This window comes from Oenococcus alcoholitolerans, from assembly GCF_051852995.1.
Classification (GTDB): Bacteria; Bacillota; Bacilli; order Lactobacillales; family Lactobacillaceae; genus Oenococcus; species Oenococcus alcoholitolerans.
On record NZ_CP176042.1, the window covers coordinates 1,046,696 to 1,072,093 of the forward strand.

The following is a 25,398-nucleotide window of genomic DNA, read 5'->3' on the forward strand; positions in this document are numbered from 1 at the left end:
GGAGGTTTTTAAATATTCGATAAGCTATGTGCTTGCTGACAGGTATCGTCGATCAAATCATAGATACGATTTATTTTGTCCGACAATTCGATCGCTTTGCGATTTTTGATATCACGGTAAATCCAATAAGGCAAGATCCAAGCGATGATCCCTAAAATGCCGATAATAGTCGATAAAAAGCTATTATTATGTAAGATCATTACGGAAATAGCCAAAAAAATACTTCCAAGCAGGCCGACTAAGATCGAAATCATCGTCGCCAAGAAAGTTTTCTCTTTTTCAAAACGCTGGATCTGATTGGTTTCAGATTCAAACTTGCGCTGCAAACGAACCAACTCTTGCTTATTGGCAATATGGCGATCGCGCTTGATCTTTAAAAGAACCTTGCCCGGTCTTGTCGTTGATCTCTCAACTGTCGATAATTGCCAACCGAAGTGTGGATAGTTATCCAAATAAAGATTTAAAAATTTACCATCAATGTTCTTCTCTTGATATTCAAAGCTGATATAATTTTTTTCGTTATCGTGCAGGGGCATCATTTCTCCTTAAAATAATATCCAAATTAATTATTTTCTTTTTTTAAAGGCAGCCAAACCGAAAAACTGCTGCCCTCACCTTTTTTGCTTTTTACACTAATAGTGCCGTCAGCCAGATCAACGATTTTTTTGACCATAGCCAGTCCCAAACCATTACCGCTGCCGGAATGCGAATGATCGCCCTGGTAAAATTGCTCAAAAATATGACCTATCTGAGTATTAGACATGCCGATACCAGAGTCAGCGACAACAACTAAAACGCCTTGATCCTGTCTGAACTGTTTTAAAAATATTTGACCTTTTGCCGGTGTAAATTTAATCGCATTAGCTAATAGATTGTTCCAAACGATCGACAACATTTGTTCATCAGCCAAAATGACACAATCATCCATCAGCTCGGCTTGAAAATCTATCTGTTTATCCTCCCAATTTTTTTCGACTGATAAAGCAGCTTCTGCTAATTGACGGCTTAAGTCAAAATAAGTAAGTTTTACCGGTATTTTTTGATTTTCTAATTTATTCAAACGAAGAATGTTCGTCACCAGTTCAGCCAAATCTTCCGTTGCTTTACTGATAGAATCGATGTAACGCTGACGATCTGCCTGACTGATATTTTTATCCGTCAAACTGTCAGCATAGCCGCGAATGACTGCTAACGGCCCCTTAAATTCATGAGAAACATTACTGATAAAATTGTTTTTCAAAGTTTCAGTCGATCCCAGTTCCGAAACCATTAAATTAAAATTTTCAAATAAGATATCCAAATAATCATACTTGCCTGATCTGTGAAGCGGCGGTAAATAGACAGAAAAATCACCTTGAGCTACCTTTTTTGCTGCTTGACTCAAACGTTGGACCGGCAGGTCAAAATCACGATATCGGCGATAAGCGATCAGCGCTGAAAAGAAAGCCGCGAAGATCACCCAATAAAGCAAGTACCAGCCAAGGTAGCTATTGTTGAACAAAGAGCGCCAATTATGTGAATTCCAAGTATATAGAACTCCCGGCAAACTGCCAAAAATTAAAAAAGACGACAATATCAGCAAATAACCGCGCCAAGAAAAATAAGGACGCTGATTATTCTTTATAGTTAATAATTTTTTATATTTCATGATTTTCAACGATCACCGCCTTATAGCCCAGCCCGTGAATGGTTTTTATTTGAAAATCTTTGCTGGCAGAAAATTTATCACGAAGCTTGGTTATATAGACATCGACAGCACGCAAACTGCTATTGCTGTCAGTTCCCCAAAAATCATCCAGTAATTCAGCTCTGGAAAAAGCGCGGCCGGGAAAAGAAAGCATTTTGAATAATAGATTAAATTCACGAACAGTCAGTTCAACAGGGACGCCGGCTATGCTGGCCGAAAGCTGGTCGGAATTTAAAGTAAGATCGCCGATATGTATCTGATGGTCCAAAGAGATATTAGCCCGTCTTAATAAAGCATTGATTCTTAAGTTCAATTCCTCTAAATTGATCGGTTTGACCATATAATCATCGATGCCGACGCGAAAACCAGCTTCTTTGGTCGCAATATCGTCACGCGCCGTCACAAAAAGGATCGGAATATCAGCGTTCAGTTCGCGAACTCTTTTCGCAAATTCGACCCCATCGATGCCCGGCATCATCACATCGGTCACGATCAGATCAAACAGATCGTTATATAAACTTTCATATGCTTTTTGTGCATCCGAACTGCTTTTTACTTGAAAACCTTTCATGGTCAAAAAACGACTAACGATCGAATTGAAATCATGATCATCTTCAACGACAAGAACTTTGGTCAAAACAGCCTCCTAAAAATTTTGTTGAGCAAATCATACCAAAAAAGATCATTTCTTATTACTGCTTCTTTGCTGGTAATGGTTCCATAAATTTAATGCCAGCAAGCTGAATCCGTTTGTAGATAAAAAAAGTACTATCGATATCATCGCTTTCATAAAACCTCCAACTGCTCATGTTTTCCGATAACTCAAAGATAAACGCTGAATATTGTATTAATGTTGAAATATTGTTTAAGAAATGTTAATCGCCCAGGAATTATAATTAAGGCGCAAGGGAAAAGGTATAAAAATGAAAGAATTGCATTTAAACAAAATCGCTGATCGAACAAAAGATTGGCGTCGCGACAAAATCGCCGAAATACCGATCGAAATTGACGATGATCCGCTTCTGTCTCTTGCTTATTTACCGGAAAAAATAATCTTGAGCCCGCAATATTTTATTCAAGGATTACCCGGCAGCAGACCGGAGTTATACGCGCGCAGCATCGTCTTGGATAAATTAAGGAGAGCCAGCCGTTTCTTACCGAAAAATTATAAATTCGTGATTTTTGACGCTTGGCGTTCTTTAAAAACACAGCAATTCCTATTTGATCGAATGAATGAGCTAGTCAAACAAGCTGATCCGACTCTCACTGCAGAGCAGATAAGAAATGCTGCCTTGCGGATCGTTGCCCTCCCCAGCCGAGATGCAAAAAAGCCGTCACCGCACAACACCGGTGCCGCTATCGACCTCAGCATAGCCGATGACAAGGGACGCTTATTGCCTATGGGCAGTCCCTTTGACGACATCAGCCCTGCCGCAAAGAGTGCTTTTTATGAAAACAAGGATGGAAAAGAAGAAAAAAACTATGCTCATAATCGGCGCCTGCTTTACACACTTTTAAGCTCCCAAGGATTCAGTAATTATCCTGAAGAATGGTGGCACTTTGAATATGGCGATCAAAACTGGGCTTTTGCGACCAAGCAGCAAAAAGCGATCTTTGGTCCTGTCGAACCGAATTTCCCCTGGAAAAATGATTTTTAAGTAGCCAAGTGCTATGATCTTTTTAGTGAGTGATTACTCACTTACCAAAAGGAGCAAAAATGGTCGACGCAGTTGCAGTTGAACACCTTTCAAAAAGTTTTTCTCAAAGGCAGGTTTTAAAAGATCTTTCCTTTAAAATACCGCAAGGACAGACAGTTGGTCTGATCGGGCCTTCAGGAACCGGTAAAACGACTTTGATCGCCGCCCTTTTAGGCATGATCAAGATCGATCAAGGAAAAATAAAGCTGTTGGGACAAACGATTCCTGACCGAAAAATATTTTCTAAAATCGGTTATATGGCACAAAGTGACGCTTTATATTTGAACCTGACCGCTTTTGATAATTTAGAGTTTTTCGGTAAAATGATCGGTTTGAAGAACCGAGTCCTTAAACAAAAAATCAAAGAGGTCTTAAAGATCAGCCGTTTGGAAAGTTCCGCTAATTTAACTGTCAATAAATATTCAGGCGGAATGAAAAGGCGTTTATCTCTAGCGATCGCCCTTCTCGCCGATAGCAAATTATTGATTTTAGACGAACCGACAGTCGGGATCGATCCTGAATTGCGAATCCAGATATGGCAAGAATTAGCAAAGTTAAAACAAGAAAACAAGACGATAATCTTAACTACCCATGTAATGGACGAAGTCGAAAAAACGGATCGAATATTAATGCTCAGAGACGGTCTGCTGATCGCTGACGGCAGGCCGAGCGATTTAAAAAAACACTATCAAAGCCAAACGATCGAAGAAGTGTTCATCAAAGCAGGAAGAGAAAAATTATGAGAACAGCAGCGATATTTAAAAGAATAATCAAAGAAATATTTACTGATAAACGAACACTGGCACTTGTTTTTCTTGCTCCTCTGGTTATTATGACGATGCTTTTTTTAATATTGCAAAACAACGATCAAGACAATATCAAAGTAGCCTGCAGAAATCTTTCGACCCCTTTGGTAAAAGAATTAGACCGCGGCAAACAACTGTCATTGACCAAAATCAGTAATAATAATTCGGCCGGTTCGAATATCAAAAAATATAATTTCGCTGCCTTTATCGAAAAAAGCGGTACAAGGATCAGAGTTTATTATCAAAACAGCGACAACAGTCAAACGGCTATCGTGAAACAAAAACTATTAACCGGTATCAATAAGCTTAGGGGTCGAAAAATTCAAAAATTACTAGCCAAAGCAGTTGATACAAAAACCCTTTTTCCAACTAAAAATGTTCAAGTAGAACAAACTTATTTATATGCTGGTGCCGATAGCAATATTTTTGTCAACATCGCGCCCTCTTTGATCGGCTTTTTTGTCTTTTTATTCGTTTTTTTGATCTCAGGCATATCTCTGCTTCAAGAAAGGACCAGCGGTACTCTTGAGCGTCTGCTGATAAGTCCAGTCAAACGCAGCGAGATAATCATTGCCTATCTGCTTGCTTACGGATCAGTAGCCGTTATTCAAACCACACTGACTGTAACTTATTCGATCTATATTTTAGGTATTCATAGTTTGGGACCGATTTGGCTCGTTTTTTTGACAAATATATTGTTATCAGCGGTTGCCCTTCTTTTAGGACTCTTGGTTTCCACTTTGGCCGATTCAGAATTCCAAATGATTCAATTCATCCCCATATTGATCGTTCCTCAAGCATTTTTCTCAGGAATTTTCAATTTAGAAAATATGACACCGATCTGGCAAACGATCGCAAGGATCTTCCCGCTTTATTATGGCGGCGATGCTTTAACGGATGTTATCAAAAAAGGCCAAGGATTATCATATACGAGCATCGATTTACTGATCCTGTGCTTATTTACGATATTATTATTATTTGCCAACGTTGTCGGTCTAAAAAGATATCGGAGAGTTTAAAAATCAATGCCTGAAAAAAAATTATTTGAATTATTTTTAGAAGCTATGAAGCAAAACAAAGAATTAAGCCAGAAACAAAAAAGAGTTCTAAAAAGCAGTTTGGAACTCTTTGCAACGCAAGGTTTTGATCGTACATCAACTGCTGATATCGCTCAAAAAGCAGAAGTATCACAGGGGACAGTCTACAAACAATTCAAAACCAAGCAATCGCTGTTGATCAACGGCTTGGCGCCGATCATCAAAGAAACATTAGACGATGCGATAAAAGATTTTGAAAGAGAAAAATTTCAAACAAATCCTCTTACTTTAGACGCTTTTCTGCACACGATCGTTTTCGATCGCAGCCGTTTTTTAGAAAACAATATCTTGGCTGCAAAAGTTATTTTTGATCAAATATTAGTAAACCAGGAATTCTCACTTTTGATCAAGGACTTTTTCTTTAAAAAAATCCTCGCCTTGCTCGGTCCCAAACTCGATCTTTTAAAAAAGAAAAATGAGCTCATCGATCTTCCCAATGAAAAAATATTTTCTTTTATTTTTACAAATATAGTCGGTCCGATCATTTTAAACGATCATCCTCGTTCAAACGAAGAATTAGAGGATACTTATCAAATATTGTTAAGGAGTCTAAAGAAAAAATCAGATCAAACCGGCATCTTTTAATAGTTCTTCAATAAAGGTTCCTTTAACTTTTCTTAAAGCGGCCTTCTCGGCGATCTTTGCCGGCAGCGGCAAATCAAGTTGATCTATTTTTTTGCCATCATTCAAATAATAAATGCTTTTGAGCAAGGTGCGGATATCGTAAACCGAAGCAAAAACTTCTGGTACACCGCGGTCAACATCAAGCAGTTGGTAAACAGCTTCCATCGCTGTTCTAACTGAATATTCAGTCGTAAAAACGGTATCGCGCTGCGTTTCGGCGAAATTACCGATAAAGGCAAGATTTTTAGAACCATCCGGTATGACTTTTGGCCGATCACCGGGATGCCTAAGCATGAAATAAGAAGTTATAAAAGGCATGTAACTAGGAATGACTGTACAAGAATCAGCAGCTAAACTTGCGATCTTGCTTTCTGGAACACCTAAATGATAAAAAAGTTCTTGTGCAATTTCTTCGCCGCTGCAATCTTCAATGCTTTTCTTAACATAATTACCAGCAGTATTTGAATAAAGACCGTAGATCCATAGTACAGTCTGATCAGCTTTTTGCGCTTTGAAATGCGGCTGGCGATGGACAGCGAAGCTCATCAGCCAATTAGAATCCTTAATAGTAATGATCCCGCCGGTGACGATCTTGCCGGTATGCACTTCCCGATGGGTCAAACGCTCGATATAAGGGGTAACTTTATCATCCTGCAAAGTCATCGTTGCAGAAACGAACCAGCTTTTAGCCGGCAGATTTTTATAAAATACTTCCGGATGACCGAAATCAGCAGATTTATCAGCCAATTTTTGCCATAATTTCCAACTGCCGCCAGGCTGATCGCTAGCAGTCGCGGCATTATGATGATCGCCGTGAGTCGAACTTTCGGTGATAGATCCATTTGTCACAAAAACCAAATCATTATCAGTCAGATCGATTTCTTTTGCCTGGCCGTTTTTTGATAAAAGCAATTGGCGGGCCCTTTTTTGCCGATCGGAAAAATCGACTTTGATATCAGAAACAACTGTGTCGTATTGAAAATCGACTTTATGGCTTTTTAAATAATCGACCAATGGCATGACCAGCGATTCGTACTGATTATAGCGAGTAAATTTTAAAGCAGTAAAATCAGGCAATCCTTTGATGTGGTGAATAAAGCGCATAACATATCGGCGCATCTCAACTGCTGAATGCCATTTTTCAAAAGCAAACATAGTCGACCAGTAGTACCAAAAATTAGTATCGAAGAAATCTTTGGAAAAAACATCAGATATTTTTTTATCAAAAAGATCTTTTTCCGGAGCCATTACCAGTTTGATCAATTCCTTAGAACTCTTTCCCAAGGTAAATTCCCCATCATCAGGTACACGGTCGCCGCGATCATAGATCAAACGGCAATTAGATGAATTCGGATCTTTTTTATTGAGCCAATAAAATTCGTCAAGAACCGAAGCACCCTTTATCTCTAGTGAAGGGATCGAACGGTACAAGTCCCATAAACACTCAAAATGGTTTTCCATTTCACGACCGCCGCGAATGATAAAACCAGCTTGCGGATCTTGGATACCATCAAGCGAACCGCCGGCCAAAGGAAGCTCCTCTAAAATATGGATCTTTTCCCCTTTCATTTGGCCATCACGGACCAAAAAAGCGGCAGCTGCCAAACCAGCAAGACCCGAACCAACTATGTAAGCTGATTTTTCATCAACAGCAGCTGGTTTTTGCGGACGCGCAAATGCCTCATAATTTCCGTTTGAATAATACATGATCGTATTCTCCTTTCGAAACTTCGATGACGATGCTACGCCTAAATTCTAGCAAAGAAAGTGCTTACCTAAAATTAGTCAATCTTTTTTTGCTCAATTGCCATACAAAACCGACAACGAGCAAAACCAGCAAAAACGATAATGAAGCGATCAAAAAGAGAGAGAAATAAGAGCTGGTATCGATGATCAAACCGCCGAATAAAGGACCGATCGCCCTGCCTAAAGATGAACAGCTGTTAACGAAACCTTGATTGCGGCCCTTATAAGCTTCAGGTGTCAAAGAATTTACCACAGAGGGGATCGTCGGAATAGCTAAAGATTCCCCAAATGTCAAAAAGACCATCGCTATAACAAAACCTAAGTATTGGCGGGCAAAAAATAAAGCAACAAAAGACATAGTAAACATCAGCAGGCCCGCTTCTACTTGAAAATAGGCAGATATCCTATTACCAAAATTGTTATTGAACCAGCTCAATATCATTTGGATACAAACTATCAAAGCGGCATTCATCGTCCACAAAAAACTATAATCCTGCAATGAAATATGCAGGCCGGTCATATAAACGGATAGATTTGATACCCACTGTTGATACATGATCCATATAATAACTAAAGAGATAAAAAATATAACTAAAAGGGCTCTATTTGCTGTTGGAGAACTTTGTTCAATGAGCTCATCTCCCGTTCTGTTCTCAATTTTTCTGCCAGGCTTATATTTTATGATCTTAAATTTTAACAGCACGACAAAAAAGAAACATATGTACAAGGCCGCAGCTGTTAAAAACAATAAATCAACAGAAATAGAGTACAAAAAACCAACGATCGAAGTTCCAGCGACGACACCAAGATTTTGTGCGAAGTAAATATTCATAAAAACCTGGCGGCCGTCTTTACTATGAATACTTGTGGCGATCGAATTGACCAAAGTCAAATTCCATCCGGAAGCAATACCGATACAAAAAAGCAGTATTGAAAAAGCGATCCATCCATTGAAGAAAATTAATAGAGTTAAAATCGCGATCGCAAAAATGATGCCGGCAAGCAAAAGCCGATAGGGATCGCTCCGATCGTATAAGATACCGCTCAAATAACTGCCGAAAACACTGGCAAGCGAATTAAACAAAAGAACGATACCGATAATACTTAAGGGTATCGCCAGTCGATCGTGCAAATAAACGCTGGCAAGCGGCCAAATAAAACTCATGCCCAAGCTGCTAAAAAATTCACCTACGCAAAGCCAAAATAATTTGATCTCTTTCAAAGCCCCTCCATTTAAACACTTAATTCTAGCCTAAAATCAAGATCAAACCAATAAAAAAAGCGTCCGAAGACGCAAATAATTTTTCCCGATTTCAGCAAACAGTCAGGCCAAGCTTTTCTCTTTGCTCGTCGGTAAGATGGTGCGACGAATAATTATTGATCGAAATATTATCATCAAGCATCTCATTATCATCTTTCAAGGCTAGATGCCCTTTATATATCAATAATTTCAAACCATTACCAAGGAAAAATTTCTCATTTTCCGAAGTAAATAACTTAATACCGGCCTCATTTTCAACTGTGATCGGAAAATCAGAATGATCCTGTGCCAGCGATACGATCTGAAACTTATCACCGATCGTACAGCTGCCGCCGACATCAGAATAACGATTAGATCCGTCATCAACAGCCAAAAGCAGATCATTTTTGAAATCAACTTTCTTTTTTAAAAAATCAATTGCTTCTTTTGCAATATCGATCTTCATTTCACTGCCTCCTTGTTACTTGTTCTTAAATCAATTTTAGTTCTTTTTAGTAAGTTAACAAATCAATACCGCTATTTTTTTCTTTGGTCTAGATCGATCGAAGGTTTTAAAAAAGAGACTTTAATAGGATAATTAAGGAATGCAAGAAATCATCAAGGAGATAATGAGCGCTTATAAAAACGGCCTTTCAACCAAAAAACGGCCTTTTGTTATCGCCATCACCGGCTCCGTATCAGTAGGTAAATCTACTTTTTCAACTCAACTGGCTGAATCGATCCAGAAAACTGATAAAAAAGTAAGCTGCCAAATCATTTCGGTCGACTCGTTTATCATGTCCAACCGAGAATTAAAAAAAAGATCACTATTTGATAAAAAAGGTTTTCCCGAAAGTTTTGATCTCAAAAAACTAGCTGACGATATCGATCGATTGAAATCTGGGCAAAAATCGATCATGATCCCAGAGTATTCCTTGGCTATCAACGACATCGTTGCAGGCAGAAATAAAACTGTAATGAATAGCGATATTTTGTTGATCGAAGGAGTAACAGCCTTTCGTTTGCCGGAATATGACTTTGCGATATATTTGGATGCAGACAAAGACCTGATATTCCAATGGTTTTATCAGCGAAAACGTCAATTCATTTTACAAAGCAAGAACGATCCGAACAACTATTACCATCAATTTATCAACTGGAGCGACCAAGATATTTTAAAAATGATCACCGATACTTGGAAAAAAATAAATTTAAAAAATTTAGAAACATACATAGAGCCTTACAAGGGCAAAGCTGATCTGACAGTCATCAAAGGCCAGGACCACAAAATCATAAAAACCATTAAAAAGGAAAAATAAAGATGTTCTATCAAAATAAAAACATAATCGTGATCGTCACCGGCAGTATCGCTGCCTTCAAAGCAGCTGTGCTTGTACGTTATTTAATCGAGCAAGGAGCTCAGGTAAGAGTCTCGCTGACAGCAGCCGGAGCAAAATTCGTTGGACCGCTAACATTTTCAACTCTGACAAAATACCCGGTACTACAAGACATCTTCGACCAAAACGATGGCCAAGTCCTCCATGTTAAATGGGCGCGCTGGGCCGATTATATATTCGTCGTTCCTGCAACGGCCGATTTTTTGGCAAAGGCCGCCAATGGTCTAGCCGATGATGCAGCCAGCAGTACCCTTTTGGCCAGCTCGGCAAGAAAAATCGCCGCTCCAGCCATGAATGACCAGATGTGGGAAAATCAAGCAACCAAACGAAATGTAAAACAGCTCAAAAAAGACGGTTGGCTGATCATAGAACCAGTTGTTGGTTTTTTGGCAGAAGGATACGATGCCAAAGGCCGTTTACCGGAACCTGAAGACATCATATTGCAAGCTCAAGTCCGTTTGCTGGCAGAAAAAGGTTCTTTAAAAGGCAAAAAAATATTGATAACAGCCGGGGGAACCAGAGAAGCACTGGATCCAGTAAGGTACTTGACTAACCGCTCTTCAGGAAAAATGGGCTATAACCTCGCACAAGCCGCCGCTGAAGCAGGAGCGGAAGTAACGATCATCTCGCCAAAAAGCAAAAAAACAGCTTACCCGCTCAAGCAAATAGAAGCAGTAAGCGCTTTGGAAATGTTTGACAGTGTCAAAAAAGAGCTAAAAAACAATGACATCTTTATTTCCGCCGCGGCAATTTCTGATTTCAGACCGGAAAAATTTTCCTCACAAAAAATCAAGAAAAATGGAGCAGCCGGTTTGACCATTGATCTGGTCCAGAATCCAGATATCCTTGCTCAGGCTGGTCGAGAAAAACAAAATCGATTCATTGCCGGTTTTGCTGCCGAAACGGAAAAAATCATCGATCATGCAAAAGCTAAATTAGTAAGCAAAAAAGCCGATATGATCATCGCTAATGATGTAAGCCGCAGTGATGCTGGTTTTTCAGTTGATACTAATCAAGTGACGATCATCAGCAAAAAAACTGTCAAGAAGCTGCCGCTTATGAGCAAATTAGCAGCTGCCCGCAAAATCATCGATGAAATAGCCAAAGAGTTGGATTGATCATTGACCATCAAAATCGACTCTTTTTTTATCGATAAATCGGATCGCCGGCATAACAAAAGCAGCAAAACTGAGTAAAAGCGTCCCTGCTCCAGCTAATATAAATAATCTTTCGATACCGAAACCATCAGCCAACGGACCGGCAAATATCAATCCGATCGGTGCACCTATATTTGTAAAAGCTGTCAAGACACTCATTACTCGTCCCATCGTTTGACTGCTGATCTGTTCTTGGACGATCGCGATAAAGGGAGAATTCATAAAAGCGAGGGAAAAACCGGATAAAATATTGACGATCGCAAAAATCCAAAAACCGATGCTGTTGGCTGGTAAAAATCCAAAAAGCAAAAAAGTGGTCCCTAATAATAGCATGCCGAACAAAATAGAAAAAAATCGATTCTTTCCTGCACCCCAAATGCTGATGAATAGGCCGCCCAAAAGGCTGCCAACTGACCAAGTCGTTTCAACGATACCCGCCTGACCGATAGTGCCGCCAAAATGCTGAGTCGTCATCAAGGGGTAAAGACTTGCGCTGGGCATTATCAGGGTTATAGCGATCAAAGACAAAATACTATACTGAAAAATCCCCTTGTGTTTTGCCAAATCAGAAAATCCAGTCATAAAATTTCTAATAAAAGAATTTTTTTCTTCTTTTCCGTTCGGCGGCGGAACATAGGCAGCTAAGATGGTCAAACTGCCAAAAACCGCTCCCAACAGATCAAACAGTATTATCCACTGAATCGGCATCAAACCAAAGAGAACAGCTGATATCCCGGGTGCGATCACGGTCGTCAATGACTGCAAGGTCTGGATCTGACCGTTGATCTTTGTTAGCTGATCTTTTGGAACGATCGCTGGTACGATCGTACTCAAGGTCGGTTGTTGAAAAACTTGGGTGATCGAACGGACTAAAATAGCAAATAGAAGTATCGCCAACAAATCATCATCGGCGAAACGGCCAATATTAACAGAAATGATCAAAGCAACCAAAGCAGCCAAAAGATCCATGCTGATCATGATCGCTTTCCGTGAAAAACGGTCAATAACTACTCCAGCTACAGGTGCCAAAAAGATCCAAGGCAAAAACATGACCAAAGAAGCCAGCGATAAAGCGGTAGCTGATTTTAAAACATTAGTTATATACCAAATAAAAGCATATTGGACGATCATGGTCGTAAGACCGGAAATAAACTGTCCAATAAAAATCAAATAAAAGTTAAAGCGCCAGTTGTTCTTCTTTTCCAAGGAAAGAGGCATAATCCACCGTTTATTCTCTAATTTTTTAATGATGACCGGATAAAGCGACTTGCTACTGACTATTATCCTCTAAATACTCATCAAAGTCAGTTCTCGTCTAATAAAAAACAGCCCTTGCAAGCTGTTTTCCAAATCAATTCCAGTAATCATCGTCGCCAAATGACATGTGAGTGCTATCTTCTTTATATTTTTTAAACTCATCAAGCGTTTTCTGGTAAAGATCGACCGCGCCATGATAAGCATCTTTGCCGACTAAATAATGTACCGGCGGATCTGCCAATTCAGCTACTTTGATAAAACCTTTGACAGCCAAGGCCGGATCGCCATCCTGCTGTCCGGAATGATCTTCATTAAAATGAGATTCTTGATGAACTCGTGTGTAATCATCGATCGTTTCTTCAGCCGAAATATGGCTGCGCCCTGCCCAATCAGTCCTAAAGGCGCCGGGTTCAATGTTGGTAACATGGATATTAAAGGGTTCGACTTGTTTTCTCAGAGCTTTAAACAAGCCTTCGAGTGCAAATTTACTGGCATTATAGTACGAAAATGGAGCAAATCCATCCAAACCGCCGAAGGAAGTGACCGTTAAAATACGACCGCTTCTAGCTTTACGCATGTAAGGCAGTACAGCTAGCGTCACATCATTAGCACCCCAAAAATTAGTATCAAACATTTTGCGGACTTCTTTTTGATCAGACTCTTCAGTCGAACCAAAGTAGCCATAGCCAGCATTGTTGACCAAAACATCGATCCGGCCAAATTTTTTGATCGCCTGATCGACTGCATTTTTTATTTGATCTTTGTCGGTAACATCAAGTTTGACTTTCAATAATTTATCCGGATCACTGGGTTTTAGATCATCCAGCTTGCTTGTATCACGACTAGTCGCAACTAAAGAATAGCCGTCTGCTAAAAGTTCTTTGGCAAGAGCTTTGCCGAACCCAGTCGAAGTGCCGGTAACGAACCAAACTTTTTCTGTCATATATAACTTCTCCTTATCTTATTTTGGATCGATCCTTACAGTTGCCTGGATCGGCCCATTTGTGATCATTGGTGCTAAGTAAGGGCTGTTTGCATATTTTTTGCGATAGGCATCACTGACAGCCTTATCTAGTTCTGGCGTATTTTCGACCGGCTGAAATTCAACTTCATAATCTTGACCGTTTAAGTGAATTCGACCGGCTTTTTGTACAGCTGCTGATTTGTACCAACGAGAATTTTTACCATTGTATGCACGAACATACAAATTTCCATCAGCGACGACCGACCAGATCCAAGTTGGTGTCCCGTAGGTTTTTCCATCCGAATAAAAAGGAGAAACATGCATGTCATCAGCCGAAGCGAAGCCGTCTAACTGTTCTTGAGTCCATTTTTTTGCCATTTTTACCTCCTCTTATAATTTTAAGTTTTTATGGCCCGATCTTGCAAATAAAAAGTAAGTAAAATATTAAAATTGTAATGAAAATAAAAATGTAATTTTCATTTAATTTGCATTAATTTATCCATTCCTCTAACATTAAGTATGTAATTATTTTAAAAACAAGGAGAAAATTATCGAAAATTCAGAAAATGATTCGCAATTCAAGCATATGATCAATGGCCAACTTTATCATCAGGATGATAAATTATTTGAACTTAACATGGAGGCTCGAGATAAATTATTTGAATATAATCATTTGAGATATCGAGATTTAGATAAAAGATCGGCAGTTATTAAAGAATTGATGGGAGATGTTGGTGAAAATTGCTTCATCGAGATCCCGTTGCAGGTCGATTACGGCTTCAACATAAGTATTGGAAACAATTTCTTCGGCAACAATAATTTAACGATGGCTGATGCTGCTCCGATCACGATCGGAGACAATGTTTTGATCGGCCCTTACACCGGTATCTATACCGGAGGCCACAGCATCGATCCTGAATTAAGAACAAAAACCGGGGCCGAATACGCATTTCCAGTAACGATCGAAGATAATGTCTGGCTAGGTGCTAATGTTACGGTCACGCCTGGTGTAACGATCGGCAAAAATTCAGTGATCGGTGCTGGCAGCGTTGTCACAAAAGACATTCCTGAAAATGTCGTCGCATATGGCAACCCGGCTCAAGTTGCGAGAAAAATAAACAAAAAAGATCGTGAATACTACTTTAAAGATCACAAAACACCAGAAGCTTTTTTGCAAAAACTAGAAGCTGGTGTCCTTTTCCATCGATAAATAAAACGCTCTCAAGAATTTGCTTCTGTTTTGATCAACAGCAGTTATTGAGAGTTTTTTTATAGGAAATTTTATCATTAATATCTTTAGGAATTTTAATCATTTTCTTTGACAGCATCCTGCAGGAGATTAATAAAACGATTCTGCTGGTCAAGCAAATCGGTATTTTGGTGATTGATCAAAGTAAAAGAAATTGAAGCAAGAGCTAACTCCGCATACATTTTTGCCAAAAAAATTTTTGAAAAATTTTTATTCGTTGGATGAAAAGAAAAATAGGTCAAAGATTCTTCGATCAAGATCCTTCTCATCTTGTTTTCCAAACTGTCCTCCCCTTTAGTTGCCCTCAGCAGCACTGATAATTGCTGATTATAGACAGACAGTTCTTTAGTTATGTGACCTATAACTTGAAAGGTATTATTTTCGCTAACAGATTTAAATCGTTCATGGATCCGCACTTGAAATTTTTGTGCATATTCGTCGCTGATCCTCTTAAGCAGAATATATTTATCCTCATAATGATCATAAAAAGTGGATTTGCTTATCATTGCCTGATCGCAGATCTCCTTGATGGTTATTTTGGATATTTCTTCCTTTGACAGCAGATCGACAAAAGTTTTCTTGATGAGCCGGTCTGTTTTTAATACTCTTTTATCAACATTAGACATGATCATCTTTCTCCATAAAGTAGGATAACAAACTTTATAAGCCGATCGGTTCGATAAGCTACTTTAAAGCATGAATCGCTTGTTGTTTAAGACCTTCGTCCTTGTTAATCTAACGATGAAATAACAAACAAGGAGATAAAAATGTTTAAACGATACGTCGAAAACGAACAGTTCAATTTACAGATCAATCGCTTTATAAATGATGAATACGAAAATGATCCAGTCGTCCAAGCCGACCTCAAGACGATCATACCGAAATTGACTGATACTGAATCCTGGTATGAAGCGTGGCTAAAAAAGGCTCAGGAACGAGAAAATGAACAAAAATATGCGATCGCTTCTACCTATTATCAAGCTGCCGAATTTTACTTAAACGCAAACGATCCAAGAGATAAAACTGTTTATGAAAAATATAGGACAAATTTCTACAAAGGCTACAACGATTTTGAATACGAATCATACAAAGTACCTTACGAAAACAGTTATTTACCAGTCGTTAAATTAATAAATCCCAAGGCAACAAAAAATCTGCTTTTCTTTGCCGGCTTCGATTCCTACATGGAAGAAATGGTCAAGATGGCTCATTTTATGAAAGGGATCGATTACAATATTTATATTTTCGATGGCCCCGGACAAGGCAGTACGCTTAAAAACGGCCTTACTTTGATCCATAGCTGGGAACGGCCGATCAGTACGATCTTGGATTATTTCAATATTCAAAGAGCGAGTGCAGTCGGAATGTCGCTTGGCGGATATTTAGTCATGCGGGCTGCTGCTTTTGAAAAGAGATTGGATAAAGTCGTCGCTTTTGATATTTTTTATAGTTTTATGGATAGCCTTAGAATTCGCCTGCCCTACGATAAGATGACCAAGATCGAGCAGTTACTGGCAAGCGGTCAAAAAGATATCATTAATCAAACATTCAAGATGATGATGGATCAAAGTATCGATTTGAATTGGAAGATCAATAAAGGTCTTGAAAATACAGGTACAAAAACGCCCTATGATTTATTGAAAGAGCTGCAAAAATATAATCTTGAACCAATCATGCCTTTGATCAATCAGGATGTCCTGCTATTAGCAGGTCAAAATGATCAATATGTTCCCAGCAGCCGTTTATCCGAGATAGCCAAAGGATTGGTGAACGCTGCTTCTGTCAAAACCGTTATGTTCGACAAAGCCTCGGGCGGCGATCAGCACTGTCAAGCAGGAAGACGAGAGCTCGGTTTTAATGAAATAAAAAAATTTTTATAAAATAAATACAATAAGCTCCCTAGGATCGGTTTCAATGCTGATTTCAGGGAGCTTATTTTGACCGGCATATAATGAGCTGATCTTTTGGATAAAACCGTTAAATAATCAAAAAATTACAGTCGAGATTTTATATAAAGCGTCCGATGAAAATTATCTTTGACTGGTAAAACTTTAACTCCAGCATACGTTCCTTGGCGGACACGGCGCAAAAAAAGATTGCCGGCCTTCACTTTGTCGCCAATATATAGCCGCTGCCAAAATTCTTCACCAAGCAGATCTACTAAAGAAAAAGACCTGCTATCAGGCCAATCGATTAATTTCTCTTCAATTTCAGCTAAAATTCTTCGAACCTTATCATCAGTCATCTTAAATCAGCTGCCTACTTTTTTTAAGTCCAGTTCATGGTTAACGGACAGCATGCGATAAAGAGCGCCATAAAGATTTGCATCATTACGGAACTTGGCAGCCTTGATCTCCGGTTTTGCCAAGACAATGTCCAGCATCGTAACACCCTTTCGCAGCTGGTCATACTCTTCTTGGATCGTTTTGATAACGATTTCTTGAGCCGAGATCCCGCCGCCGATAACAACACGGCTGCCATCGATAACCGTTTGTACATTGTTGATCATAGCAGCGATATAACGGCAAAAACGATGGAAGATTTTAAGCGCTTCAGGGTTGCCGCTATTTATTTCTTTAAAAACAGTCAAACCGTCGTGACGATCTTTTAATTTTAGAATATCAGCGATATCTTCGATCATCATTACTGCCGAAGCACTCCGACCAAGCATATTGTCCATGTCGAAATGATGCCAATCAGTCATAAAGCTAAGTTCGCCGGCCTGAAAATGGTCCCCATAAAGCAGCTTATGATCAACGACGATACCGCCGCCGACACCAGTTCCTAATGTCAGCAAAAAACCATTTTTGACCCCGTGCAGATTGCCCAGCCAAACTTCAGCTAAAGCCGCTGCTTTACCGTCATTTTCTACCGTAACCGGCAAGTCGGTGATATCTTTCAAAATATCTGGAAAGGACTTTTTATCCAAAAACGGTATCGCCCCGCCGCCATAAATACGATCATCTTTATGATCTATTTTCCCAGGTACGCTAAAAGCGATTCCTGATACTTGATCTTTATATTGGTTAACAATAGCTTTTATGCTGCTTATAAAAGAATCGAAATCCTTTGTCGGCGTGATGACCGAATCCTTATGTAATATTTCCCCAGTTTGATCGAGTATGCCGAACTTCATCTTCGTTCCGCCAATATCGATCGCTAAATATTTTTTCTGCATAGTAATTTTGTCCTTTGAAATTATCAACAATCTAAGTATATACGGAAAGCGTTTTCATGAAAAGTGTTTTTGTGCAAAAATTTTACAATATAATAATTTTTTCTATAATATTATTTTTATTTTTTATATCAAAACCTTTTAAAAATTCTGGATTTCTTAGCTGGTATGATTAAACCAAAAGGAAGTAAATTATGATCTTGTTATCTTTGATTCTGATCGCATTATTTATAATGACTGCTAAATTGATTGGTAAAATCTTTGTTTTTTTGTTGATGGCTGCCTTGGTAATATTTTTGATACACGTCTGGTGGATAATTTTATTAATGATCATCGGCAGTATTTACGCGATCAAACATTTAAAAAATTAGCACAAAAAAACGACCGAATCATCGATCGCAAATCATTAAAATCACTGATCAAAAAAGTCCGATCACAGTATTGATACTTGCATAGGCCATGAACAAAACGACCAGCCAGCCTAAGTAGATCAATATCCGGGGATGATGGTAATCTCCGACGATCTTTTTTCTCGTAGAAGCAAGCAGCAAAATAGCTAACGATATCGGCAAAATAAAACCATTCATAGTTCCGACAATAACCAGCACTTGTGCCGGACTGCCGATAAAATAAAAAATTGCCGTAGATATAACTATAAAAGCAACAATTATCCAATTGCGATATTTATTAAATCTGCTTTGGCCATTGTTGCCAACTGCATAATCTAAAAACGAAGTAGATGTAAAAGTAGATCCTAGTGTTGAAGTCATTCCGGCTGCTAGCAAAAGCAAACCAAAGAAACGATAACCGAAGTTCCCAGCCGCATAGCGAAAAATCGAAGCCGCAGGATTGCTTGGATCAAGCCGGTCGCCTAAAACAACAACTGATAATCCAGCTAAAAAGAGCATAATACGAATTATTGAAGCAATACCGATCCCAGTCAAAGCTCCTTCATTAACGTAACGGATTTTATCTTTGCCGATTAGCCCTCCTTCAAGCAGACGATGTCCGCCGGAAAAGGAAATATAACCGCCGACAGTGCCGCCGACTATTGTTACGATCGAATAAAAATTAATCTGATTCGGTAAAAAAGTATGAACTACAGCTGATTGATAAGGTACAGCCATAATCGACATAATATAAACTAAAATACCAACTTTAACCACCGCCAATATCTGAACGGTTCTATCCATAACTTTCAAAGCGTTTTTAACAACGAAGATTGCAATTGCCGCACAGGCTGCAATCACAGCACCGTTTTCCGGAGAAATACCAAAAAGTACATTCAAGCCAAGCCCGGCGCCGCCAATGTTTCCAATATTAAAAAACAAACCGCCAATCGCAACAAGAAACGAAAGGACATACCCTAATCCTGGGAAAACGTCATTGGCAATCACCTGGGCTCTTTTGCCGCTGACAACGATTATCCGCCAAATATTCATTTGGACGATAACGTCAACGATAATACATATTAAGATGGCAAAGCCGAAATTAGCGCCCATTTGACCGGTAAAGGTTGCCGTTTGTGTTAAAAATCCTGGTCCTACAGCCGCCATTGCCATCAAAAAAGCAGCTCCCATCGCAACACTGCGGGCACTTTTTTTCGTAAGCACTTTATCGGGGCCATTAGCCAGAGGTTGATTTATTTCAACTTCTTTTTTATTATTTTCAGCCATTTTACATTCCTCTGTCTTCAAAAAAATTTAAAAACTTTTTACCTGTATTCCTGCTTTTTTCAAATTAACGCGTAATGATTTAACTATTTCCAAGGCAGCTCGATTGTCGCCGTGGACACAAATTGAATCAACTTCGAAATGTACGATTGATCCGTCGACAGCAGTCACTTGGTGGTTTTTAATCATCGAGATAGCTCTCTTGGAAATGATTTCCGGATCACTAATAACAGCATTTGCCTGGCTTCGAGGTACTAAAGTTCCGTCAGCTTGATAATTTCTATCGGCAAATACTTCTTGAGCGTAGGGAATCCCCACCTTCTTGGCAGCTGCAATCATTTGGCTTCCTGCTAAACCATAAATAGGCAGACTGCTGTCGACAAAAGCGATTGCTTGGCAGATAGCAAGCGCAGTTTGATAGTCTTTGGCCGCTAAATTATATAAGGCGCCATGAGCTTTAACGTGATGAAGCTTTTTATTTCTCGTAAAAGCCTGCAGGGCACCTATTTGATAGATAACCATATTTTTAATTTGATCCGGTGCCATTGCTAAAGTCCGGCGGCCGAATCCTTGCAGGTCTGGAAACCCAGGATGTGCTCCAATGGCAGCGTTGTCCTCTTGAGCGATAGCAACCGTTTTCGCCATTACATCGGGATCAGCAGCATGGAATCCACAAGCGAGATTAACCGAACTAACCAACTTAATAACTTGGTCATCATTGCCTAAAGTATAACGGCCAAAACTTTCTCCTAAATCACTGTTAAGATCAATCGATAACATTTAAAACTCCTTTTACAAATATTTCAAACTAGTATTAACGACATCAGTAATAAGCATATGGCCAGGTGCGTGCGTGATTACAAAATCTGGTTTAACCCGCATGATGACATTTTGCGGTGTAACCCCGCAGGGCCAAAATACCGGTATCTCACCCTCTTTGATCGTCACAGAATCACCATAGTCCGGCCGAAAGATATCTTTAATTCCAATTTTTTCCGGATGACCGATTTGGATCGGCGCTCCGTGAACCTTTGGCATAGCCGCGGTAACTTCAACACTTTTAACCACCTGTTCTTCTGGAATCGGTCTCATACTGACAACCATATTTCCATGGAAAGGTCCAGCCTCCTGCAAAGGGATATTAGTATTAAACATTGGTACATTAACCCCTTCACTAATATTTCTCACTTCAATTCCAGCGGCTATTAGTTCGGCTTCAAAAGAAAAACTGCATCCAATGATAAAACTAACAAAGTCGTCTTCCCAATAATCTTCAACACTTGTAACTTCTTTTTCCAAAGTACCATGCCGATAAATACGATACTTAGGAAAGTCATTTGCCAAGTCGATATCGCTAGCCATAACTTTTAATTTGCGGCTGCCGGTATCGCTGACTTCAAGTACCGGACAAGGGCGAGGATTTCTTTGCGTAAAAAGCAGAAAATCATAAGCTAATTTCTTGGGTAAAATAACTAGATTTGCTTGCGTGTAACCTGGGGCTAAGCCGCTTGTCTGTCCGTTAAATTGACCTTTTCTGATCAGGCGGCGCAATTCTACCGGTGATAATTTTTTTAAATCTTCCACTGCCGTCATATTTTTTCCTTTCATCTGCTTAAACGATCAAGCCAATTAATATCTGTATTATTTTTTAAATAATCTTCTTCTCTTAAAAGCTGTGCTAAAAAATCAAGATTAGTTGAAATACCGCCTATCACTGTTTCATCAAGAGCAGCTTGCATTTTTTTAATTGTCGAACTCCGACTTTTGCCATAAGCGATTATTTTAGCGATCATCGAATCATAATAAGGCGGCACTAGATAACCTTGATAAAGAGCATCATCTACCCGAATACCATTCCCGCCCGGGAGGTGCAAAGAAGTAATTTTGCCGGCTGTTAAAGCATTAATCCGGCACTCTAGAGCAAAATTTTCAACCGCTGATTTTTTCTTAAAAAGATAATCTATTCTTTGGCCGTTAGCAATCATCAGCTGCAATTCAACTAAATTATGATTTGAAGTCAGTTCGCTAACAGGATGTTCGACCTGTAAACGTGTGTTCATTTCCATAAAATAAAAATTGCTCGGTCCCTGATAAAGAAACTCCATTGTGCCGACGCCGACATAGCCGATACTTTCAGCAGCTTTTACCGATATATCAAACATAACTTGACGGGAATCGTCATCTAAAGCGGTCGCCGGAGCTTCTTCAATAACTTTTTGATGGCGCTGCTGAATCGTACAATCGCGTTCGCCCAGAGCAAAAACATGACCAAAATTATCAGCGGCAATTTGAACTTCAATATGCCGCGGGTCAGGCAGATATTTTTCCAAATACATATGTCCATCGCCAAAAGAATTGACGGCTTCAGCTTGTGCTGTTGAAAATTGATTAGCGAATTGATCAGCAGAAGCGACGATCCGCATCCCCTTTCCGCCGCCGCCGGCACTGGCTTTAAGCATGACCGGATAATCAAGTGCTGCCGCTGATTTTAAACCGGTATCCAAATCAAGAAAATCGTTTTCGCTGCCGGCAATAATCGGTACCCCGGCTGCCTGCATTGTCTGTCGTGCTTGTTCTTTATCACCCATCGTCCGGATTACCGAAGCGCTCGGACCGATAAAAGTTAGACCGTTGTTTTGACAAAGCTCTGCAAAATCAGCATTTTCTGATAAAAAGCCATATCCCGGATGAATAGCGTCGGCTCCAGTTATTTGTGCGGCGGCAATAATGTTATTTTGATTTAAGTAACTTTTTTTAGGATCCGCTGGGCCGATACAGACAGCTTGATCAGCCAATTGAACATGCAAGGCGCTTTTATCAGCGAGTGAATAAACAGCGACAGTTTTTAAATCCAAGACTTTGCAAGCTCGAATAACCCGTACAGCTATTTCACCACGGTTAGCTACCAGGACCTTCTTCACTGGCCATCACCAGCCTTAGTGATCTCAAACAGAGCCTGATCAAATTCGACTTGGCCGCCGTCAGAAACGAAAATTTTTTTGATATCTCCATCTGCACTGCTTTTGATTTCATTTTCAATCTTCATCGCTTCGATGATAGCTAAGGTCTGACCTTTGTGAACATGGTCGCCGACATTAACGAAATTATCTTTGCCTGGCGCCGGAGCAGTGTAAAAAGTTCCCACAAAGGGCGCTTTAACAAGTAAATCATTTTCCTGACCATCGTTAGCAGCCTTTGTCGGTGCAGAAATTTTTAAATCACGATCTAAAACCTCTTTAGACAGATGGTTATTTTTTTCAAATATAAACGAACCTTCAAAATCTTTGATTTCCATTCGATCAAGCCCTGATTTATTGAACAGATCAATCATTTTTCTAATTTTGTTTAATTTCATAGATCATTCCTTTCTGCGGCTGCTGATTTCAATTAATTTTTGAATAGCCGGTGATGATTTTCTGCTGGGACCAATTGGAAAATGGTATTTTTTAAAACGCCACTGATCAACGATTTTTTTCAAATTCTGCCTTGTATCAGCTATTCGTAAAACGGCATCGTGATAATTAGTCTTTTCAAAATGGAATTTCCTGCCGGCCGGCATTTGAACAAAATATGGGATATCAGCCGCAATGATAGTAGCTATTACAGGATAGCCGCCGGTTGTCTGCCGATCGGCCAATAAAACAATTGCTTGACCGTTACTGGTTACCTGAACATTGCCAAAGACGGTTCCTTGAGACAAGATACTGATTTTCGGAGCCGGTTCAATTTGTTCCTGCAGCCGATAACCCATTCGATCACCTTGCAGAGGCGAAGTGAAAGTCTGTTCAACAAAAGATCGGATTGCTTTTGGATCGAAAATATCCCATTGCGGACCAGTCAGAAAATGAATCGTTTCCGGAAAATCTTTTGTTATTTCAGCCTTTCGCCAATTAAGGCTAGGCATAAAGAAGCTCTCATCAGCGGGAATTTTATCGCCTATTTCTAAAGCACGACCATACATACCGCCAATTTGAGCTTTAATGGTCGTTGAACGGCTGTCCATAACCTCATTTATTTTGATTCCGCCACCGGCAAAGGAAATATAGCCGAAACGTCCATTATCGATCGTCGAAAAGGAAAGACAATCACCCTCATTAACTTCAATAGTTTGATTGATTGAAATCGGCTGGCCGTTAAGCTGGGGATGGCTGTTACTGCCGGTTATAGCGATAAAAGTGTGGCCGGAAAAACGTAAAGACGGTCCTAAGATTAAAAATTCAATTTGTGCAGCAGTGATCGGGTTATCTACTAGAAGATTAGCAAGGCGAAAAGAATACTGATCAATCGCTCCAGAAACAGGAAATCCTTCAATCTGGTGATGATAGCGGCCTAGATCCTGGATGGTTGAGGAAAGCCCCTTTTCGATAACTTCAATATTCATCGCTTTCTCCAGAAATAGTATTTAGTTTGTATTCGCCGGCACGATCCTGTTCTCTAATCTGCTCATATTGTTCTTTGCTGATTGATTTAAAACGAATATAGTCGCCAGCCCGATACCTTGGTTCAGGTCTATTCGGATCATAAAGTATCAACGGCGTTCGGCCGATAATCCGCCATCCCCCGGGAGACTGAACCGGATACATTCCAGTTTGTTTCCCGGCAATACCGACACTGCCGGCTTCAAGTTTTTTTCGCGGCTGAGCTAATCTGGGCATGGCAATTCGATCAATAACTGTGCCCATGTAGGCAAACCCCGGCAGAAAACCCAGCATATAAATGTAGTAATCGCTATTTGTATGTGTTTCAATCAGCTGGTCAATGCTCATCTTGGCGTATTCGGCAAGATCTTTAAGATCCGGTCCGAATTCATCATCGTAGCAAACCGGAATTTCAATAATCCGCTTTGCAAAAGAGGAATTTTTAAAAAGATCGCTGTTTAATAGATTATTCAAAGATTGCTTTGCTTCTTGATATGAAATAAGCAGGGGGTCGAAATAAACAGTCAGCGTATGGTAAGCCGGGATTAGATCGATAATACCGCGGTATCTTGAAATATTTTTCAGTAAATAACGTGCCAGATTCTGAATCAACCAGTTGATCTTGATATCAATCTTGTTGGCAAAGACTAAATCGAAGGCTTCCTCACTAATTAACTGATAGCGATATTCAAACATTCGAACCTCCTTTTTTTGATTTTTTTAATTATTAGATGAATATTAGCAAAAAGAAAAGAAGAAAGTTCGGTTATTGTAAGTTTTTATAACACAGGTCAGATAATTTTTTATAACTCTCGATAAAACGGGCAATCATGTAAAGCTTAAGCGGATACAAAAATAACCGCACCATTTATTTTTTTAAAAGGGCGGTTATTTGTGAGTTTTTAATTAAAACAAGTGATTTTTTTATTTAGTTATTTAAAATCCTTCTAGGAAATACTTGTTAGATGAAGAAATGCTAATTTTAAAATATTTTATAGATTTTTCATCATCAATATCAATTCCAAATAAAGAATCACCATCATTCTTCCACGGAAAAAGATGAGAACCTACCTTTTCCCCGTCATTAACGAAAACTTCTGTTATTCCATGATCAAAAAAATTTCAATTTTTTTATTTCTTTAACATTTGTACCAAAATAAACTTTGTGAAAATAATTAGGTTCAGAATCAAAAAATATTTTTGATCCATAC

At 39.3% G+C, this 25,398-nt stretch carries 28 protein-coding genes; 9 read left to right on the top strand and 19 right to left on the bottom strand.

Annotated features, from left to right (window positions below):
- Window positions 1-8: 8 nt before the first annotated feature.
- Genes ACKP2L_RS05930 through ACKP2L_RS05940 form a run of 3 tightly spaced genes read right to left on the bottom strand, consistent with a single transcriptional unit; the run spans window position 9 to window position 2,324 of the window.
- On the bottom strand, window positions 9-539 hold the full coding sequence (locus ACKP2L_RS05930; RefSeq protein WP_439424947.1) for a hypothetical protein: 531 nt from the start codon (window positions 537-539) through the stop codon (window positions 9-11).
- A gap of 23 nt (window positions 540-562) precedes the next feature.
- Window positions 563-1,648: a HAMP domain-containing sensor histidine kinase gene (locus ACKP2L_RS05935; protein WP_439426213.1), complete on the bottom strand. Its 1,086-nt coding sequence runs from the start codon at window positions 1,646-1,648 to the stop codon at window positions 563-565.
- Window positions 1,638-2,324 carry a response regulator transcription factor gene (locus ACKP2L_RS05940; protein WP_439424948.1) on the bottom strand — a complete coding sequence of 229 codons (687 nt, stop codon included), beginning with the start codon at window positions 2,322-2,324 and terminating at the stop codon, window positions 1,638-1,640. Before ACKP2L_RS05940 ends, ACKP2L_RS05935 begins: the two co-directional genes overlap by 11 nt.
- A gap of 286 nt (window positions 2,325-2,610) precedes the next feature.
- Between ACKP2L_RS05940 and ACKP2L_RS05945 the strand changes: the two genes are divergently transcribed.
- From ACKP2L_RS05945 to ACKP2L_RS05960, 4 genes are read left to right on the top strand one after another with little or no spacing between them, the layout of a single operon-like run.
- Window positions 2,611-3,345, top strand: coding sequence for a M15 family metallopeptidase (locus ACKP2L_RS05945; RefSeq protein ID WP_439424949.1), 735 nt, complete (start codon window positions 2,611-2,613; stop codon window positions 3,343-3,345).
- A gap of 59 nt (window positions 3,346-3,404) precedes the next feature.
- A complete protein-coding gene (locus ACKP2L_RS05950; RefSeq protein WP_439424950.1) occupies window positions 3,405-4,127 on the top strand; it encodes an ABC transporter ATP-binding protein in 723 nt (240 codons plus the stop codon).
- Entirely contained in the window at window positions 4,124-5,209 is a 1,086-nt protein-coding gene (locus tag ACKP2L_RS05955; RefSeq protein ID WP_439424951.1) for an ABC transporter permease, read from the top strand. Before ACKP2L_RS05950 ends, ACKP2L_RS05955 begins: the two co-directional genes overlap by 4 nt.
- A gap of 6 nt (window positions 5,210-5,215) precedes the next feature.
- Window positions 5,216-5,872, top strand: coding sequence for a TetR/AcrR family transcriptional regulator (locus tag ACKP2L_RS05960; RefSeq protein ID WP_439424952.1), 657 nt, complete (start codon window positions 5,216-5,218; stop codon window positions 5,870-5,872).
- On the opposite strand, the gene ACKP2L_RS05965 is transcribed toward ACKP2L_RS05960, so the two are convergent.
- From ACKP2L_RS05965 to ACKP2L_RS05975, 3 genes are all read right to left on the bottom strand, one after another.
- Window positions 5,849-7,618 (bottom strand): oleate hydratase, encoded by a 1,770-nt coding sequence (locus ACKP2L_RS05965; protein ID WP_439424953.1) that lies wholly within the window; start codon window positions 7,616-7,618, stop codon window positions 5,849-5,851. The two genes, ACKP2L_RS05960 and ACKP2L_RS05965, sit on opposite strands and share 24 nt — an antisense overlap.
- Before the next feature lie 64 nt (window positions 7,619-7,682).
- Window positions 7,683-8,822 (bottom strand): MDR family MFS transporter, encoded by a 1,140-nt coding sequence (locus ACKP2L_RS05970; RefSeq protein ID WP_439424954.1) that lies wholly within the window; start codon window positions 8,820-8,822, stop codon window positions 7,683-7,685.
- 148 nt (window positions 8,823-8,970) lie between these two features.
- Complete coding sequence (locus tag ACKP2L_RS05975) at window positions 8,971-9,363, bottom strand: iron-sulfur cluster biosynthesis family protein (RefSeq protein WP_439424955.1); 393 nt, start codon at window positions 9,361-9,363, stop codon at window positions 8,971-8,973.
- 139 nt (window positions 9,364-9,502) lie between these two features.
- Between ACKP2L_RS05975 and ACKP2L_RS05980 the strand changes: the two genes are divergently transcribed.
- Window positions 9,503-10,216 carry a type I pantothenate kinase gene (locus tag ACKP2L_RS05980; RefSeq protein WP_439424956.1) on the top strand — a complete coding sequence of 238 codons (714 nt, stop codon included), beginning with the start codon at window positions 9,503-9,505 and terminating at the stop codon, window positions 10,214-10,216.
- A 2-nt stretch (window positions 10,217-10,218) separates the two neighbouring features.
- Window positions 10,219-11,412 carry a bifunctional phosphopantothenoylcysteine decarboxylase/phosphopantothenate--cysteine ligase CoaBC gene (gene coaBC, locus ACKP2L_RS05985; RefSeq protein WP_439424957.1) on the top strand — a complete coding sequence of 398 codons (1,194 nt, stop codon included), beginning with the start codon at window positions 10,219-10,221 and terminating at the stop codon, window positions 11,410-11,412.
- Here coaBC and ACKP2L_RS05990 read toward each other — a convergent pair whose 3' ends face one another.
- The 3 genes from ACKP2L_RS05990 to ACKP2L_RS06000 all read right to left on the bottom strand — a co-directional run bounded on the left by ACKP2L_RS05990 (window position 11,413) and on the right by ACKP2L_RS06000 (window position 14,050).
- Complete coding sequence (locus ACKP2L_RS05990) at window positions 11,413-12,669, bottom strand: MFS transporter (protein WP_439424958.1); 1,257 nt, start codon at window positions 12,667-12,669, stop codon at window positions 11,413-11,415.
- Window positions 12,670-12,802: 133 nt separating this feature from the next.
- A complete protein-coding gene (locus ACKP2L_RS05995) occupies window positions 12,803-13,651 on the bottom strand; it encodes an oxidoreductase (protein WP_439424959.1) in 849 nt (282 codons plus the stop codon).
- A gap of 18 nt (window positions 13,652-13,669) precedes the next feature.
- On the bottom strand, window positions 13,670-14,050 hold the full coding sequence (locus ACKP2L_RS06000; protein WP_439424960.1) for a DUF2255 family protein: 381 nt from the start codon (window positions 14,048-14,050) through the stop codon (window positions 13,670-13,672).
- Window positions 14,051-14,258: 208 nt separating this feature from the next.
- Between ACKP2L_RS06000 and ACKP2L_RS06005 the strand changes: the two genes are divergently transcribed.
- Entirely contained in the window at window positions 14,259-14,882 is a 624-nt protein-coding gene (locus tag ACKP2L_RS06005) for a sugar O-acetyltransferase (RefSeq protein WP_439424961.1), read from the top strand.
- Between the two features lie 95 nt (window positions 14,883-14,977).
- Here the strand turns inward: ACKP2L_RS06005 and ACKP2L_RS06010 are convergent, their stop codons facing one another.
- The gene (locus ACKP2L_RS06010; RefSeq protein ID WP_439424962.1) at window positions 14,978-15,547 is read right to left on the bottom strand and encodes a TetR/AcrR family transcriptional regulator; all 570 of its coding nucleotides are present in this window, start codon (window positions 15,545-15,547) and stop codon (window positions 14,978-14,980) included.
- Window positions 15,548-15,688: 141 nt separating this feature from the next.
- Between ACKP2L_RS06010 and ACKP2L_RS06015 the strand changes: the two genes are divergently transcribed.
- Window positions 15,689-16,801, top strand: a complete 1,113-nt coding sequence (locus tag ACKP2L_RS06015; protein ID WP_439424963.1) for an alpha/beta fold hydrolase — start codon at window positions 15,689-15,691, stop codon at window positions 16,799-16,801.
- 113 nt (window positions 16,802-16,914) lie between these two features.
- On the opposite strand, the gene ACKP2L_RS06020 is transcribed toward ACKP2L_RS06015, so the two are convergent.
- Both ACKP2L_RS06020 and ACKP2L_RS06025 read right to left on the bottom strand, forming a co-directional pair.
- Complete coding sequence (locus ACKP2L_RS06020; RefSeq protein ID WP_439424964.1) at window positions 16,915-17,166, bottom strand: DUF1413 domain-containing protein; 252 nt, start codon at window positions 17,164-17,166, stop codon at window positions 16,915-16,917.
- Between the two features lie 6 nt (window positions 17,167-17,172).
- Complete coding sequence (locus ACKP2L_RS06025; protein ID WP_439424965.1) at window positions 17,173-18,099, bottom strand: ROK family protein; 927 nt, start codon at window positions 18,097-18,099, stop codon at window positions 17,173-17,175.
- A gap of 191 nt (window positions 18,100-18,290) precedes the next feature.
- On the opposite strand from ACKP2L_RS06025, the gene ACKP2L_RS06030 reads away from it, so the two are divergent.
- Window positions 18,291-18,467, top strand: a complete 177-nt coding sequence (locus ACKP2L_RS06030; protein WP_439424966.1) for a hypothetical protein — start codon at window positions 18,291-18,293, stop codon at window positions 18,465-18,467.
- Between the two features lie 48 nt (window positions 18,468-18,515).
- Here ACKP2L_RS06030 and ACKP2L_RS06035 read toward each other — a convergent pair whose 3' ends face one another.
- The 7 genes from ACKP2L_RS06035 to pxpB form a co-directional block, all read right to left on the bottom strand.
- On the bottom strand, window positions 18,516-19,676 hold the full coding sequence (locus ACKP2L_RS06035; RefSeq protein WP_439426214.1) for an NRAMP family divalent metal transporter: 1,161 nt from the start codon (window positions 19,674-19,676) through the stop codon (window positions 18,516-18,518).
- A gap of 123 nt (window positions 19,677-19,799) precedes the next feature.
- Window positions 19,800-20,549 carry a LamB/YcsF family protein gene (locus tag ACKP2L_RS06040; protein WP_439424967.1) on the bottom strand — a complete coding sequence of 250 codons (750 nt, stop codon included), beginning with the start codon at window positions 20,547-20,549 and terminating at the stop codon, window positions 19,800-19,802.
- A 12-nt stretch (window positions 20,550-20,561) separates the two neighbouring features.
- Entirely contained in the window at window positions 20,562-21,362 is an 801-nt protein-coding gene (locus tag ACKP2L_RS06045; protein WP_439424968.1) for a putative hydro-lyase, read from the bottom strand.
- Window positions 21,363-21,373: 11 nt separating this feature from the next.
- The gene (locus ACKP2L_RS06050) at window positions 21,374-22,690 is read right to left on the bottom strand and encodes an acetyl-CoA carboxylase biotin carboxylase subunit (RefSeq protein ID WP_439424969.1); all 1,317 of its coding nucleotides are present in this window, start codon (window positions 22,688-22,690) and stop codon (window positions 21,374-21,376) included.
- Window positions 22,687-23,124 carry an acetyl-CoA carboxylase biotin carboxyl carrier protein gene (locus ACKP2L_RS06055; RefSeq protein ID WP_439424970.1) on the bottom strand — a complete coding sequence of 146 codons (438 nt, stop codon included), beginning with the start codon at window positions 23,122-23,124 and terminating at the stop codon, window positions 22,687-22,689. The genes ACKP2L_RS06050 and ACKP2L_RS06055 overlap by 4 nt, the downstream gene beginning before the upstream one ends.
- 3 nt (window positions 23,125-23,127) lie before the next feature.
- Window positions 23,128-24,150 carry a biotin-dependent carboxyltransferase family protein gene (locus tag ACKP2L_RS06060; RefSeq protein ID WP_439424971.1) on the bottom strand — a complete coding sequence of 341 codons (1,023 nt, stop codon included), beginning with the start codon at window positions 24,148-24,150 and terminating at the stop codon, window positions 23,128-23,130.
- Window positions 24,140-24,883, bottom strand: coding sequence for a 5-oxoprolinase subunit PxpB (gene pxpB, locus ACKP2L_RS06065; protein WP_439424972.1), 744 nt, complete (start codon window positions 24,881-24,883; stop codon window positions 24,140-24,142). Before pxpB ends, ACKP2L_RS06060 begins: the two co-directional genes overlap by 11 nt.
- Window positions 24,884-25,398: the final 515 nt, after the last annotated feature.